This is a genomic window from Bacillus solitudinis, from assembly GCF_002797395.1.
Classification (GTDB): domain Bacteria; phylum Bacillota; class Bacilli; order Bacillales; family Bacillaceae_D; genus Halalkalibacter_A; species Halalkalibacter_A solitudinis.
On record NZ_KZ454943.1, the window covers coordinates 845,766 to 861,315 of the forward strand.

Consider the following 15,550-nt stretch of genomic DNA (forward strand, 5'->3'; position numbering starts at 1 on the left):
TACTTATCTGATTCCCTGCTTGTTATGTTCTAAACCATTTCTTCATAATCCAAACTAAAGTCGTACATACTAACTTTCTAACATCATTCGAAAGAGGGTGATAAAATGCCAAGAACTGGAGATAATAATAAAAAAAAGAAAGATAACAATGCTAAAAATCAAATGAAGAACATTCAAGCGGCTGAAAATGCCAAAGCTGGTAAGCATTCGTACTCAAAAGAAAACGACCATCTATAATAAAGAAAGGAGTGTCTAAAGGTAATTTCACTCTTTAAGACACTCCTCAATAAATGTAGGCTACTGAGACGCACTAGTCATTTGTTCAGGTTTCTCTTCAATTTTTTCGCGCTTCTCACCAAAACCTTCTAAATGATTATTCCAAAAAGCAAATCGTTCAATCTTTTGATTCTCTCCTGCGATAAACCAAATGGAACCGAACTCTACATCGTAAACAACAATTTGTTTTCCGTCTTCTTGTTCACGAACAAATTGATTTCCATATGCTCGAAAAACATCTGATAAGCTGTCGCCAACCTTAATATTTTTTGATGTGACATACTCGTCTGAAGAAATTATCAAATACGTCACTATGTCGTCGATTACCTCGATTTGTAAATCTGGAACTTCTTCCTCTCTAACATAACCATATCGGTCTTTGTAAGAATAAGGATTCATTTCACCGTAAAAGCCAATAAAATCAGCTACCTTCCCGAATCCCGTATTCCAATGAATATTTTCTAAGTGGTGGTTAATTTCTGTTTTCGATAGTCCAATTGTTATTTCATTGATCTCCATTAAACCAGGAGTGTTAATATGTAAGATTTTCTCATCTTGGTAATAATATGCTTCAAGCCCTAATTCCTTTATATCAGAGATAGAAAGATATTCGCGATTATTTATTTCCATTCGTTCTAATTCTAGTAGTTCTTCTATTTCCTCTTCCTCTTCTTCCAGTTCATCTCTTAACCAACGATTAAGATAAGCTGAGTCTATGCCCCATTCTTTGTGAATTTCAGGTAATAAATGTAGGATTGGACGAGCTGGCACCCAAACTTCTTGATTGACAACCTCGATATTTCCCTGATAGCGCTGTTCCTGACCATCAATATAAAACCATGTTTTTTCAGTTGCTTCAGCTTCGTTAGGTAACATAACTAGTAATGAAATCGATATAAATAATAAACTGGTCAGTACTCTCATTTTCATTCCACTCCATCAACAATTTTTTCTATTTAATTAGTGTACTAAAAAAAGATTAATAGATCTATCATTCACGTTTCCAAAGCTTTCGACATCGGTGACTCTTCATTTTAATGGTGGTGGAACTAGTATGAATTTAGTAGGATTTTTAGGATCATACTAATTACTAGTTTTGTCCAAAAAGAAGAGTTCTGGTCCTTTTCAAACATAGAATTCTTTACTAAATGATGCCATTGAATCATTTATTGTATATATTGATTTGCTCGGTGTTGAAAGTAAAATCTCCATAGATGGCGAGGTAACTAAAATGGAAGGATATCCACAATAGGACACCCTTCCATTTTATTATTTCAACAATTTCCATCCGCAATTATTTTATTCTTTCTCTTTAAATAATTCCTCTGTATCCACAATGACCCATTCCAGCCCGGACAATCTCTCCCCATCCCAGCCTAACATTCCATTAGCATAATTCTTAGCATTAAATCCAAATTGATTTAAATACAATGCCACGTTCTGACTTCTTGCTCCGCTTCTACATATAAAAACATACTCTTTCTTTTTATCGAGCTTTTCTACATGTTTAGGAATCGTTTGCATGGGAATAAGCGGGATTCCAGGTATATGAGACTCATCATATTCATCAAGCTCACGGACATCAACGATGATTGTTTGCTTTGGATCCTCTTTTAACAATTTCTTTAATTCATCATTTTCTACTTGGATAATTCCATCCATTTCAAACGCCACTTTCTCACCTCGTTAATATTAAATTGCATATACTCACTTTAGCAGAAAATTAATCTAGGGTCGAATTCTTTAGTCTCCATAATCGATACGTATGGAGAACAATCACTTTACCCACAGCGTAGGTCGGTACGGCTAAAAGTAATCCGAGTAATCCAGCAAATCGTCCTGCAACAAGCAATAAGAGAATAATCGTAAGCGGATGAATATCTAACTTCTTACCCATAACCTGTGGAGAGATGAGATTGCTTTCAATCTGCTGAACCACCACCACAACAATGATTACCCACAGCGCCATTAATGGGGAATCCAAAAAACCAACAATTAAACCAGGGAATGTACCAATCCATGGACCAACGAAAGGAATGACATTTGTAAACATAGCGACAAGGGCAAGAACTAAAGGATATTCAATTCCAATAATTAAATATCCGATGTATACGAGTACCCCTACGCATACACTAACGATAATTTGTCCTTGGATGTAAGAACTTAATGCTTTATCCATATCTGATAAAACAAGACGACCTTCACTTTGCTGTTTACGTGGTAATAGCTTAAGTACTTGCTTTGGTGCCTTTTCCCCCTCCTTCAACATATAAAATAACACGAATGGGATAATGATTAGTATAATAATTAAATTAGCTATGAAGCCTATAACAGAGGCAATATTCGCACCAATTGCGGCAACAATATCGTTTAAATAGTTAACGAGCTTTGATGTAATCTCCTCAAGTGAAAAATTTTCACTTTCTTGAAAACGTGAAACAAATTCATTTTCCTGAAGACTAATGAACAGATCGCGTATTTCATTAATGAAAAAAGGCATGTTTCGAGCTAAACTATTAAACTGCTTCTGTAATTCTGGTCCTATCACTAAAACGATCACAGTGAATAATGCAATAACGCTTAAATATAAAATCAAAATAGATAACCCTCGCGATACTTTTCGCGATAGTAAGTTAACAACCGGGCGAAACAAATAGAAAAGTACACCTGCTAGTATAATTGGCGCAAATAGGGTTTGGACAAGAACAACGACAGGTTTAAACACCCAATCAATTAACGTCCCCAAGTAAATAATGAGGAAGATAATGACCAAACCGTATCCAAATAAAAATAATTTATTTTGTGGCATATATGACGAGTTCCTTCCTTGTTACTTTTTTTCCATTATAACATTAATTTGTTTCCTATTCCCCACTTGACGTACTCATTCTAATGATAGAATAACTGTTTATGTCTCATATACATCGTGTTGAAATTCAATTACCACAGGACGGATTTATGTAGTGGAACAACCCTAATATTAGATTCAATTTTTCCACCACCCTTTTTCACAATTTTTAATAAAGTAAACTAGTCCAAAAGGTTGGGTCTAAATTAATGATTGAAATTCATTGCTAATGATGTAAAATTTATGTGTTGAGAGCTTATCCTAGTCGAAAAATAGACAAGCTCTCAACATAGCAATTAATGATGATTACAGAAGGAGTGACCGACGTGAAAAAACCGATACTATTTTCAATTATCTGCCTGTTTCTTCTCCTACTCGTTGCTTGTGGCCAAAGCGAAGAGCCAATCAATTCTGACCATTCAACAAGTGGAGTTGTGACAGAAGAAAATACAGACTTGGTTGAGTCAGAAACAACAGAAAACGATGAATTAGATGAAACACCAGAAGTCGATTCAGAAACGACTGAATCTGGTAACGAAACCGTTGACTCTAATGCTGTTGAAGAGGAATTAGCGACACCTGTTGAGTTATTTTTTGCAGATGACAATGTGATGGATATTTACCGAGTAGAACGCATGATTGAAGCAAGCGATGAGGAACTCTTTAAAGCAACGCTTAATGCATGGATTGAAGGTCCGAATGAAGAAGGCTTAGTATCCCTTATCCCAGAGGATGTCATCGTTCAATCAGTAGAAGAAGATCAGGGTGTTGCCCATGTTTCGTTTTCACCTGCACTTCTTGAGGCACAAGTAGGGTCTGGAGTTGAAGAAATGTTATTGCAACAAATCGCCTTAACGATGAAACAATTTGGTTTTAATGAAACACAAATTCTTATCGACGGTGAAGTCGTTCCAGAACTATTTGGTCATATGGACACAAGTTCTCCAATTGTTGCTAATGATCCTAAAGATTATAAAAAAGTAGAATAGTACAAAAAAACTCCTAATTACTAGGAGTTTTTTGTTTTTTCTGCAGATTTTCTCCCACACAATTACCTCCTATTTCTTTGACAACATTGTATAATTTTGCTTAAATTAGTTTGTAGCTAGTGCTGAATACCGTTCTGCTAGCATACATAGACAAATAAAGGGGGAATAAATGATGAATAAAAAGTTTACGTACTTATCGACAGCTTTTCTTTCGATTGGTCTGGTTCTTGGTGCCTGTGGCGGAGCTGAGGAAGCACCAGAGGGTGAGGAGCCAACTGGTGAAGATACAGCCACTGAAACTGAAGGCGAGGCCGAGGATCCGACTGGTGATTTCCTAACCGATTTGCAATTAGGAACAGGTAGCACCGGTGGAACTTATTATCCTCTTGGACAAGAAATGGCAAACGTGTTAAATAATAATGTAGAATATGAAGATTTCAATGTCAGTGCTGTCGCCTCTGACGCTTCCGTTGCCAACCTTGGTGGAATTTTCCGTGGCGAAATGCAGTTAGGGATGACTGTCAATGTAACTGCTGTCGAATCATTAACAGGTGAAGGTGATTTTGAAGGAGTGGAGATTGACAACTTTGGTTTTATGGGTCATATCTACCCTGAAGTTATGCAAGTTGTAACGACTGAAAATACTGGAATTACTTCGATAGAAGACCTACGTGGTAAACGTGTAGCAATTGGACCTGCTGGAAGTGGGACACAAGCAGCAGCTAAACTAATTTTAGAAGCATACGGGCTTCAAGAAGGTGACTATGAAGCCTATCAAGAAGGATTTGGTGATGCATCTTCTCGACTACAAGATGGTCAATTAGATGCTTCCTTTGGACTTCTTGGCTTGCCTGCGAGTAGCATTGATGAACTAGCTTTTGTTCGTGATGTTGTTATTCTCCCTATCGAAGGTGATGCGCTTCAACATGTTATAGATAATAGTGATTATGGACACCTTGAAATCGAAGCTGAAGCATACGATTTCTTAGACGAGCCAGTTGATACGATAACAGCATATGCGGTCTTAGTTGGTTCAACCTCTCAAATTAGTGAAGACCTTGCTTATGAGATTACTAAAGGCCTCTATGAAAATGTTGACCAAATCTCTCATCCACAAGGATCATTCATGACGAAAGAAAATATTTTACTTGGTTCGGATAGTTTACCGATTCATCCCGGATCTCAAAGATACTTTGATGAAATCGAAGCTGAATAACTGTATGACAAATGGGCTGGGCAGACATGTCCAGTTCTTTTTTTCAAACAATTACCTTTTGAAGTTTGCATTTTCTCTGAATTGGGAATCTATTCTTAGGAAAGCGTATGTTTTCATAACACCTACCAATATCCCCCTTTCTACAAAATATCTTTAGTAATTTATTTAATTCAAGGTGGTGATTACTCTTGACAACCGATAATGGGAAACAACACGAACTACTAGCTAAATATGATAAAGAATCAGCCTTTCGCACTGACTTACAGAAATGGGCATGGATTGTCAGCATATTAGCAATTATGCTAACGCTATTCCAACTATACACTTCCTTTCGAGGTTTTTACGTAACCCTCATTCAAGGTGCTATTCATTTAGCAGGAGGCTTGGCTCTTATTTTCATTCTTTATCCACTCAAACGCTCAATGCTAAAAAAATCAGGTGTTCCGTGGTACGACGGAGTGCTCGCTTTATTTGCTTTAGGGGTTAACTTTTATATTGTGTTTGAATATACCCGTCTTACTAGTAACCAAGTAACCATTCTAGGCTACTCCACCTTAGATGTTGTTGTAGCAACATTGGGTGTTATCCTTGTTCTTGAAGCAACTAGACGTGCAGTCGGACTTCCAATCGTTATTATTGCCGTTATTGCACTTGCTTATGGTTATTTTGGTAACGTATTTCCTATTAGGGCATTTCAACACGCAGGCTTTGATTTTGAACGCTTAATGACAAGAATGTTTTTTAATACAGAAGCAATATTTGGAACCCCAATCCGAATTTCTTCAACCTTTATCTTTCTCTTTCTCTTCTTTGGAGTCATGTTAACAAAAACAGGAATAGGGAAGTTCTTTAATGATTTAGCATTCGGTGCCACAGGAGGAATGACAGGAGGCACCGCGAAGGCTGCTGTTACAGCAAGTGGGCTTCAAGGTATGGTAACAGGATCCTCTGTTGCCAACACCGTTAGTTCAGGTTCCTTTACGATACCGATGATGAAGCGTGCAGGATTTAAGCCGGAATTTTCGGCTGGTGCTGAAGCAGCTGCTTCCACAGGTGGTCAAATCATGCCACCAATTATGGGGGCTGCTGCCTTTATTATGGCAAGTAACACAGGTGTCCCTTATCGTGATATTATTTTAATTGCGATTATTCCTGCCCTCTTATACTTTTCAGGAGTCTTTATGGGGACTCATTTCGAAGCAAAAAAACAAGGAATTTTAGGGTTACCTAAAAACGAACTCCCTTCTAAAAAAGGGATTTTAAAACGAATTGATTTAATGGCTCCACTTGTTACAATTATCGTGATGCTCTATCTAGGTTACACTCCAACTAGAGCAGCTTTATTTGGGATTGCTACGGCGGTCATTGTTAGTATGTTCCGTAAAGATACCCGAATGAGCTTACGTGACTTAATTGATGCACTTGAACAAGGTGCTCGTGTTGCTTTACCAGTTATAGCAGCTTGTGCGACAGCTGGTATCATTGCTGGAATTGTGACAATGACAGGACTTGGCGGAAAGATTGCTGGTGGAATTATCGATTTAGCAGGGGGCGTCTTCTTCCTTGTTCTATTTTTCACGATGATTGCATGTATTCTACTCGGCATGGGCTTACCAACAACCGCTAACTATGTCGTTACCGCTTCCATGGCAGCTCCTGCACTTATTGCGTTTGATGTTCCTATTATTGCCGCACACTTCTTTGTTTTCTTCTTTGGAATTGTTGCCGATATAACGCCTCCCGTATGTTTAGCAGCGTACGCTGGGGCCGGTATAGCCAAAGCAAATCCGATGAGTGCTGGTGTATCTGCCTTTAAGCTCGCGATTGCTGCGTTCATTATTCCGTACGCCTTTGTCTCAAATCCAGTTCTACTTTTACAAGACTGGACTTTTGCCACGCTCGTACCAGCCGTCTTTACAGCCATGCTTGGTATGGTAGCTGTGAGTAGTTCCTTGATGAATTACTATATCGTTAAGCCTGCTTTTTTGGAGCGAATTCTTTTATTTGCAGCAGGATTGGCGTTAATTTATCCTAATAATTTAATTATCTCTATTTCTGGGCTTATTCTATTCCTTGTTATTACAGCCATACAGTATTTACGAGATAAACAAACAAGAAACGATTCGGGACTTACATCTTCATAAGAGAAGTAGGGACTGTCAAAGGGGTTGTGTCATAGGGTTAATACTACCCTTATGACACAACCCCTTCTATTTTTGGTAAAGAGTCATCGCATTCCTTGAAATCCTATCTAAATTTCTTGAAATTTATTAGTAGAACAGGAAAACATCATGTTAAACTAGAGAAAAGTTTGTCGAATAACGAGGTGACTAATTTTGAAATATCACATGTTTCTTTACCTTATTATGTTTTTATCACTTGTCGGTTGCATTACAGAACCCACTAGTAAGCCAACCCTATTAACAGAGGCTGAAAGTACACATGTCCGCGTTAACTACTCAGGCATAGAGCTAGGAGAGTGGGAAGGAGAGAAAGGATTTTTTGTCACTATTGAAGCAGAATCTCTCCTTGACTATTCCATTTCTGACTACTCATTCACAATGCAAAAGACATTACTTGCAAACGAGCAATCATATGAGGCTAAACATTCTGAGATTATCTCTAATGAAACCGATAATACCCTATTAATTCGGCAGTTTTTTTCTCCAAATTTATCAGATGATATAGAACAACTTGGAGTAAATGTTTATGTTCGCCCGGATTATTATAAAAGAACACTCCAGTTTTCAAATCTTAAGGACAATGATAAAAATATTATCGTTAATGATTTTACAATTAAATCTTTACAGATTTCTGGTAATAAACTCACTATTCATGCTCAAGATGTTCATGAAATTAAAGGTTTAAGTATTTCACTTCTGCAAGAGGATGAAGAAATTTTTCCTTTTTTCACCTCAACGGACAATAATCCTTCTACAAACGAAGTGATTGTTACCTATGAATTTGCAAAACCTTTACCGGAATCGATTTCTCTCAAAGTTAAACGACTTCATTTACAGGAAAAAATGTGGGAATTCCCGCTTGTCGTCCCTATTGATACAAACTAAAAGCACTCGAACTGTACTCTGGTTCGAATGCTTTTTTAAAGGATTAGGATTCAATGAATCTAATTCTTTTATTGGAACACAAATTGATGATATGGATACGTATCTTCTAGCATTCTCAAAACTTCTTGCTCAGACCTTTCATTCGTATAGAGTTCATTTACAAAGGGACCTATTTCCTCCTGGACATATGTTTGAAAATCGAACATTTGATTCTCATGGATGTATGTATTTTTATAACGTACATCCTTATAAAAACTAACATAATCAGTTGTGGTAACTGTTACTGATGTATTCTCTAAGCCCGGAAGTTCATACGTAGATCCATAAGCAAATAAATTTAAAAGGTGAAGAGGTTGTTCTGTAGAGACATAACGAGCAGATTGATAACTTATAATATTGGCAGTACTTTCTGTCATGATTACATCCCCTTTGTAAGCAGATGAAACAAATTGCTCTTGCAACGCGAAATATACAATAGCAGCTAGAATAGTTAATAAAAAGGCTGCAAGGTTTTCTACTTTTTTATGGCGGTCAAATTGTTTCTTCTTAAGCCAATTCGTTACAAGAAAACTCCCCCCAAATACAGCACATAAGATGCTTCCGATTAAAATTAATTCAAAAATCCAAAATTCCAGAATAATAGTCATTTTCCCCCACACTTTCTCTTTATTGTCTTTTCAAAAAGAGATATCTTTTCCCATTTTAAATGACTTTAAACACCTCTCTAGGAAGAGAAGTTCTTTTTAATATTTCTTTGTCCAAACTACTATGAATATTTCTACCTTCCTCTCAGATATGGTATCATACAGTACGATAGGAAAGAAGAGAATTGAGGGATTAACTAATGAAAACTGTCGTAACAACGTTAAACGCAAAATACATTCATACATGTTTAGCGCTCCGTTGTTTAAAAGCTTATGCAGAGCCTGAATTTGCAATTGAAATGGTTGAATATACGATTAAAGACCCAGTTATGAATATTGTTTCCGATTTATTTGAAAAGAAACCAGATGTTATTGGATTTAGCTGCTATATCTGGAATATCGAGGAAACAATTAAAGTAATCGAAATGGTGAAAAAAGTTATGCCAGAAACAAAGGTTGTGTTAGGTGGACCAGAAGTCTCTTATGATACTAAAGAATGGCTAAGTATGCTTCCCGTTGTTGACTTTATCGTGGTTGGAGAAGGTGAAGAAACGTTTAAACAACTTTTAGAAGAAATAAGTACTACAAATAAATATCATATGGTATTTGGTCTTGCTTATCGTAAAGGTGAAGAAATTATTATGACTGGACCAAGACCGAAATTAAAGCTCGATGATATCCCAACTCCTTATCGTTTTCCTGAGGACCAAAAAGGCTTAAAACAGCGTGTTACTTATTTTGAGACAAGCCGCGGCTGTCCTTATAGCTGTCAATTTTGCCTATCTTCAATTGAGGTGGGCGTTCGCTATAACAATATTGATCGCGTGAAATCTGACTTATTGTTTCTTATAGAAAGTGGAGCAAAACTAATTAAATTTGTGGATCGAACATTCAATATTAAACGAGACTATGCGCTGGAAATCTTCCGTTTTTTAATTGAAAATCATCAAGAAACCGTATTCCAGTTTGAAATTACCGCGGATATAATGCGTCCTGAAGTTTTAACATATTTGAATGAAAATGCCCCTCCGGGAATTTTCCGATTTGAAATTGGTGTTCAATCGACAAATGATGCAACAAACGACCTTGTCCATCGTCGACAAAACTTTGAAAAGTTGAAACGAACGGTAACCATGGTCAAAGAGGGTGGGAAAATTGATCAACATCTAGATTTAATTGCTGGCTTACCTGAAGAAGATTATCAATCATTTCGAAATACATTTAATGATGTATTCGAGATGCGACCAGAAGAACTACAGCTTGGGTTTCTTAAAATGCTTCGTGGAACTGGTTTAAGAATCAGAGCAGATGACCACAACTATATTTATATGGACCATTCCCCATATGAGATTCTTAGTAATAATGTGCTTTCTTTTGCTGAAATTGTAAGAATCAAACGAGTTGAGGATGTATTAGAGAAATATTGGAACGATCACCGAATGGACATGACTGTGGAGTATTTGGTAAAGCACGTATTTTCTTCTCCATTTGACTTCTTTCAGGAATTTGGTGATTATTGGGATAAGCAAGGCTGGTCAAGAATTGGACATCAGCTCGAGGATTTATTTACACGTTTGTATCAATATTTAGAATCGTCCAAGCAGATAAATTTGCACATCATCAAAGCTTTAATGATGATTGATTATTTTAAGAGTCACAAACACAAGCCGCGTAAGACTTGGTGGTCATTTTCATTATTCAAAGAAGAGCAAACTCGCTATTTACGTGTTATTGCTGACAACCCGGAAATCATTTCTAGTGATTTTTCTCAATTAAAACTCACGGAAAAAGAACTCCATAAACATACAATGATTGAAGTGATACCTTTCGCTCTTTGTCATTATTTAGAGGATGAACAAATTGTAGAAAGGAAGGAGTTATTAATTACCTATTTTGACCCGAAACTTCACCGGTCAACTCTCTTCTCAGCTCCTTTAGACGCCTTAACAACCATTTCACTATAATAAGATAATTTAAATTCCTTATTAAGACTTCAAGGGGCTCCAAAAGAAAAATATCTTTTGGAGCCCCTATTAAATTTCCTATAATTTCTAAAGCATTATTGCTTCAACCATTCAACTAAAAAACCTTCGTTATCTGTCTGTTCATTATAGAAGTCAACACCATAAAAGGTTAAAATACCTGCAATAGTTGCCCAAACAGTAAGGCTTCCTATCATCCAAATAGCTACTCTCTTTTTTTGTCCACCGAATGTCATACTTAAAAAAGCAGCCAAGTGACTACCTACAAGTATTGGTCCCAAGATAGCTAACCCAGGCAACCCATACTTTCTCCAAATTTTCTCTGCTCGTGCACCTCGTTTATCCTTCTTTGTTTCATCATTTTTATTATCTCTTCTTCTCTCAATCCACTTTTTGATTTTTTCCATTAGTATAATTACAAGTATTACGGTTACAATATTCCCGCATAAGCCTATTAGTACAACTAAAAAGGTATTTAGTCCTGCTAGTGCTCCTATAGGTATGATTGCGACCACTTCAAAAAAGGGTGTTGCAGCTAATAAAAATACAACAATGTACGCTAATAATAAACCCATTCAACCGCTCCTTTCATGTGATTATGTCCAGTTAAATCCGATTTACCTATGTCATGTAAACCGGCTAACCCCTTTATCTATTATAGTTTACATAATTTAACGGTTAAATGTAAGAAAAAAGCAAATTGCTTTGGATTTGTTTGCAATTATGGTTTAATTATCATGATGAAAGGAGTGAGAATAATGAATGAGGTTATTCAAACTATAAGGCAACACCGTTCCTTCCGTAACTACAAAAACACCCCTGTGCCGGTTGATAAATTAGAATTAGTACTTGAAGCAGCCCAATGGGCCCCCTCATGGATTCACGGTCAACAGGTCACTGTTATTTCGATTAAAGATGAAGATAGGAAAGAAAAACTTTCTAGGCTTGTCGGCAATCAAGCACATGTTAATCAAGCTCCCGTTTTCCTTATTTTTTGTATGGATTTCCACCGCGCTTTTCTCGCTGGTGAAAAAGATGGAAAACAGTTAAAGGCTCTCGATGACGTTGATGCGTTACTAGTGGGGGCAACTGATGTAGGGTTGGCCATGTCTAATGCAATTACGGTAGCTGAATCATTCGGACTTGGTACAGTACCAATCGGAGGAATTCGTCGAAATCCATTAGATGTGATTGACTTATTAGAGCTTCCTTCTTACGTGGTCCCTATTTCAGGACTATGTTTAGGCTATCCTGATCATGATCCGGGTCAGAAACCAAGAATACCAACTTCCCTTTTTCATCATGAAGAAATGTACCAGAAGCCTTCACAGGAAGAACTTGATAAGTACGACGAGGTGATGAAAGAATACACTCAAACTATGACGTGGTCTAGTCGCATCGCTGAATTTTACGAAAAGTCCTATTATCAAGACATAGCAGCAATGTTAAAGAAGCAAGGATTCACATGTAAAAATATGAAATAATAATAAAGCTATCGGACGTAACCGATAGCTTTTCAATCTTTCCTTTTATATTTTAAGAGATTGCACCATGCCCTAATAGAATGAATCTGGGCTTCCCGAAATTATCCCCCTAGGTAGAGGAATTCCAACTGCTTACAATATTCTATATGTATGTATGATATCGCACTATTATCTGAATGATTTCATTGTTATCAGTTCTTTTTTTCTTGAAGGAAAAATCGTTGATACTCTTGTTTCCCCTGTGCCTCTCTCGTCAAAACTGCATGCATAATTATATCTGCATAAATAAGCGCAATTTCTTGTATTGAATATTCACCCGTATCTTTATACCATTTATATGTCCAGTTCGTCATGCCGAAGATAGCCATCGATGTAATAGGAATTGGGATTTCCTGTCTGAACTCGCCACATTCTTTTCCTTCTTCAATAAGTCGAAACATTAATTCTTTGTAGCGGCGTCGCTTTGTCTTAATTGTATGAAAGTAGTCTTCACTTAAGTACAGAGAATCTTGGTAAAATACAGTCACATGAGGCCTGAATAAATCAAACATCATCACGAAGGATTTAATTGTTTCAAACAACCGCTCTGCTGGCAGTTCGTATCTTTCATATGCATCTTGAGCTTTGTCCAAAATATAATTAATAAAAGAGTCATGAATTGTATATAACAATTCGTCCTTTGATTTAAAATTATGATAAAAACCACCTTTAGATGTTCCACTTGCTTGGACAATTTTATCAACTGTTACTGCATGAAAGCCGTTCTCCTCAAAGAGAAGGAGAGCGCTTTCAATGATTCGTTCCTTTGTTGTTTTCTTTGACATAATCTCTCTCCTATTCTTCATTTTAGTTGTCTTATATACTAATGAAGTATATGTTAAGTATATCACCATAAAACCGACTAGTCAGTTTTGCGAGTATTTAAGATGACTATTAATCGTTTTTTAAAAGTTCTTGCCAGGCACTTTCTCCACGGCAACAAGTTTTTTCATATTGGTTATAAAATTGCAGGCACACAACAACTCTATTTCGGCTTAACATTTTCATTTAAACGAGCATAGACTTTATCAGTTTCTTTCGTAAACTTATGTTTACGCTACCCGACTTGTATTCATAGTATCTTCCATTGCCTTTTCTATTTGTATCGTTTGGTTGGCTGGAACTTTGATACTCGTTTCAACTCCTGTTTTTGACCCTGTTACCTTTACTTTTGCCACCATGCTGTGCAAATGCGTCCCTCCTACAAATAATCTTTTAATTTCTAGAAAACCTCCTGTATGAAGCTTTGAATTGTAAATCCCTTTTCCTTTAATTACTAGTTTCCACTAGAATACAACTCACTATTTAAACCATATGAACAAACAATAGAGGCACTAGGATCGGGAGGCGAAATGCTTACTTCGTAGACATGGTTTACAAATCGATTCTCTTTTTCTAAGTCATGAACATCGCGAAACCCTTCTGGATGTAATAATAAAAATGAATTTTCCTGCTAGTCCCCTTCATTCCTCATCTAAGAATGCTTTATTTTCATTTACTTCCCTAACAAACTGCTTAATAAGCGGATTAAATGTCTTAAACTTTTGTTCTAATAGGATTTTGAGCAGTGGGCTTAATCCAAATTCATAAGAATCTTCATTTTTAAAAGCATACTTCGACTTGATCCCGTGTAGCCCTTAATAAATCTAAAGCAATCTTCACAGGTTCATCAATCGTTTTCCCACGAGAAAGAATGCTACTTGACTTCAATCACCTCATTTACAACTAGTTCACTATATAGCGAGGGTATTAACTGAGTATTCAGAAAAATATACTAATAAATAGCTTGAGCTAAATACTTTCACACCTAATTGTATCTCTTTCTCTACTGCGTTGTCTATTATTTAAAAGTAATATTCAAGTCCCTTTCACTATTTTCAAAGAATTTTTAAATACATAGAATAACTGGTTGTTACGAACTCTTTGGGTCACAACTACATATTATAATTAAAAGCAAAGTCATATAAGAGGAGGCTTACAAAAAATGAGCTTTCATCCGCAAAAAATGAGTAAGTTTATTGAAAAAGATCGCTTTTTATCTAATATTTTTGAAGAAATCAATCAGCACTTACAAAATGAAAATGAAGCATTGCTTTATCTTTATAATGTTTATATTCAACAAGAACCCATCCTGCTTAATGCCTATAACTTATTAGTAGAATAATTCCCAGTCAAAACCTTGATAGGTTAATTTGCCTCTAATCTCTTGGGGCGAATAAAATGATACAAGCGCCAACAACACAAATGACTCCACCAAGGAGATCATAAAAGTCTGGCGCTTTTTTATCAATTAACCATCCCCATAAAAGTGCCATCATAATAAACAGACCTCCATAAGCAGCGTATACCCTACCGAAATTAGGAAATTGTTGAAATGTAATAATAATGCCATAAAACACAAGTAACAACGCCCCTGTCATCCCTACTAAGAATGATTTACCTTCACGAACCCAAATCCAGATTAAATAGCCCCCTCCTATTTCACCTAAACCGGCTAATAAAAACAGCAAAAATGCCATATTGTTCCTACCTTTCTCCATTACAGTCCACTTAAATACATTGTATAATAAAAAAAAGCGCTAGTAATACTTTATCATACAAAAAAAACCTTGATGACTAGATGTAATCAAGGTTCTCAAAAAATACTATTCAAATGTTAGTACAAGCTCAAAACCATTTTCTGATATAACTTTGCCCTCTTTGTGATTAGCAATCCACTCGTTGTAAACAGAGGAGTGTTTCAAAAAACTCTCTTTGTCATTCTTTCTAAGAGATTTATCTATATTTTCAAGGATTCTTTGTTTGTTTGAATGATAGAGAGAATATTCAAGAACTGCTTGTGCGTACATCGATTGAACTGTGGTTTCCGCTCTTTTCTGTAAACTTCGAATAATATGCAATTGTCTAAGTACATTATTATCCATGGCAAAGTGATTGTTCATATCCTATCCCTCCTAATTCCTTTCTTATATTATTCCTATACCCATCAGAATTATAAATTAAA

At 36.3% G+C, this 15,550-nt stretch carries 17 protein-coding genes; 8 read left to right on the forward strand and 9 right to left on the reverse strand.

Annotated features, from left to right (window positions below; translation table 11 throughout):
- Window positions 1–105: 105 nt before the first annotated feature.
- Entirely contained in the window at window positions 106–237 is a 132-nt protein-coding gene (locus CEF19_RS04250) for a DUF3941 domain-containing protein (RefSeq protein WP_100404927.1), read from the forward strand.
- A 60-nt stretch (window positions 238–297) separates the two neighbouring features.
- Here the strand turns inward: CEF19_RS04250 and CEF19_RS04255 are convergent, their stop codons facing one another.
- The 3 genes from CEF19_RS04255 to CEF19_RS04265 all read right to left on the reverse strand — a co-directional run bounded on the left by CEF19_RS04255 (window position 298) and on the right by CEF19_RS04265 (window position 3,085).
- A complete protein-coding gene (locus tag CEF19_RS04255) occupies window positions 298–1,200 on the reverse strand; it encodes a hypothetical protein (RefSeq protein ID WP_100404928.1) in 903 nt (300 codons plus the stop codon).
- A gap of 375 nt (window positions 1,201–1,575) precedes the next feature.
- On the reverse strand, window positions 1,576–1,950 hold the full coding sequence (locus CEF19_RS04260) for a rhodanese-like domain-containing protein (RefSeq protein ID WP_100404929.1): 375 nt from the start codon (window positions 1,948–1,950) through the stop codon (window positions 1,576–1,578).
- A 49-nt stretch (window positions 1,951–1,999) separates the two neighbouring features.
- On the reverse strand, window positions 2,000–3,085 hold the full coding sequence (locus CEF19_RS04265; protein ID WP_100404930.1) for an AI-2E family transporter: 1,086 nt from the start codon (window positions 3,083–3,085) through the stop codon (window positions 2,000–2,002).
- 365 nt (window positions 3,086–3,450) lie between these two features.
- Between CEF19_RS04265 and CEF19_RS04270 the strand changes: the two genes are divergently transcribed.
- The 4 genes from CEF19_RS04270 to CEF19_RS04285 all read left to right on the forward strand — a co-directional run bounded on the left by CEF19_RS04270 (window position 3,451) and on the right by CEF19_RS04285 (window position 8,397).
- Window positions 3,451–4,113: a GerMN domain-containing protein gene (locus CEF19_RS04270; protein WP_227521911.1), complete on the forward strand. Its 663-nt coding sequence runs from the start codon at window positions 3,451–3,453 to the stop codon at window positions 4,111–4,113.
- A gap of 172 nt (window positions 4,114–4,285) precedes the next feature.
- Window positions 4,286–5,329 carry a TAXI family TRAP transporter solute-binding subunit gene (locus tag CEF19_RS04275; protein ID WP_100404931.1) on the forward strand — a complete coding sequence of 348 codons (1,044 nt, stop codon included), beginning with the start codon at window positions 4,286–4,288 and terminating at the stop codon, window positions 5,327–5,329.
- Window positions 5,330–5,517: 188 nt separating this feature from the next.
- Window positions 5,518–7,473, forward strand: coding sequence for a TRAP transporter permease (locus CEF19_RS04280; protein WP_100404932.1), 1,956 nt, complete (start codon window positions 5,518–5,520; stop codon window positions 7,471–7,473).
- A gap of 192 nt (window positions 7,474–7,665) precedes the next feature.
- Entirely contained in the window at window positions 7,666–8,397 is a 732-nt protein-coding gene (locus tag CEF19_RS04285; protein WP_100404933.1) for a hypothetical protein, read from the forward strand.
- Between the two features lie 68 nt (window positions 8,398–8,465).
- Here the strand turns inward: CEF19_RS04285 and CEF19_RS04290 are convergent, their stop codons facing one another.
- Window positions 8,466–9,044 carry a hypothetical protein gene (locus tag CEF19_RS04290; protein ID WP_100404934.1) on the reverse strand — a complete coding sequence of 193 codons (579 nt, stop codon included), beginning with the start codon at window positions 9,042–9,044 and terminating at the stop codon, window positions 8,466–8,468.
- A gap of 197 nt (window positions 9,045–9,241) precedes the next feature.
- Between CEF19_RS04290 and CEF19_RS04295 the strand changes: the two genes are divergently transcribed.
- Window positions 9,242–11,005 carry a B12-binding domain-containing radical SAM protein gene (locus CEF19_RS04295; protein WP_100404935.1) on the forward strand — a complete coding sequence of 588 codons (1,764 nt, stop codon included), beginning with the start codon at window positions 9,242–9,244 and terminating at the stop codon, window positions 11,003–11,005.
- Between the two features lie 95 nt (window positions 11,006–11,100).
- Here the strand turns inward: CEF19_RS04295 and CEF19_RS04300 are convergent, their stop codons facing one another.
- Window positions 11,101–11,598 (reverse strand): small multi-drug export protein, encoded by a 498-nt coding sequence (locus CEF19_RS04300; protein WP_100404936.1) that lies wholly within the window; start codon window positions 11,596–11,598, stop codon window positions 11,101–11,103.
- A 183-nt stretch (window positions 11,599–11,781) separates the two neighbouring features.
- On the opposite strand from CEF19_RS04300, the gene CEF19_RS04305 reads away from it, so the two are divergent.
- Window positions 11,782–12,507, forward strand: a complete 726-nt coding sequence (locus CEF19_RS04305; protein ID WP_100404937.1) for an NADPH-dependent oxidoreductase — start codon at window positions 11,782–11,784, stop codon at window positions 12,505–12,507.
- Between the two features lie 191 nt (window positions 12,508–12,698).
- On the opposite strand, the gene CEF19_RS04310 is transcribed toward CEF19_RS04305, so the two are convergent.
- Together CEF19_RS04310 and CEF19_RS23060 are read right to left on the reverse strand one after the other, a co-directional pair.
- Complete coding sequence (locus CEF19_RS04310; RefSeq protein WP_100404938.1) at window positions 12,699–13,331, reverse strand: TetR/AcrR family transcriptional regulator; 633 nt, start codon at window positions 13,329–13,331, stop codon at window positions 12,699–12,701.
- Window positions 13,332–13,598: 267 nt separating this feature from the next.
- Complete coding sequence (locus CEF19_RS23060) at window positions 13,599–13,736, reverse strand: hypothetical protein (protein WP_157800878.1); 138 nt, start codon at window positions 13,734–13,736, stop codon at window positions 13,599–13,601.
- A 794-nt stretch (window positions 13,737–14,530) separates the two neighbouring features.
- On the opposite strand from CEF19_RS23060, the gene CEF19_RS04315 reads away from it, so the two are divergent.
- Window positions 14,531–14,710 carry a hypothetical protein gene (locus tag CEF19_RS04315; protein ID WP_100404939.1) on the forward strand — a complete coding sequence of 60 codons (180 nt, stop codon included), beginning with the start codon at window positions 14,531–14,533 and terminating at the stop codon, window positions 14,708–14,710.
- A gap of 34 nt (window positions 14,711–14,744) precedes the next feature.
- On the opposite strand, the gene CEF19_RS04320 is transcribed toward CEF19_RS04315, so the two are convergent.
- Both CEF19_RS04320 and CEF19_RS04325 read right to left on the reverse strand, forming a co-directional pair.
- Window positions 14,745–15,065, reverse strand: coding sequence for a YnfA family protein (locus CEF19_RS04320; protein WP_100408202.1), 321 nt, complete (start codon window positions 15,063–15,065; stop codon window positions 14,745–14,747).
- Between the two features lie 126 nt (window positions 15,066–15,191).
- The gene (locus CEF19_RS04325; RefSeq protein WP_100404940.1) at window positions 15,192–15,488 is read right to left on the reverse strand and encodes an IDEAL domain-containing protein; all 297 of its coding nucleotides are present in this window, start codon (window positions 15,486–15,488) and stop codon (window positions 15,192–15,194) included.
- Window positions 15,489–15,550 lie beyond the last annotated feature (62 nt).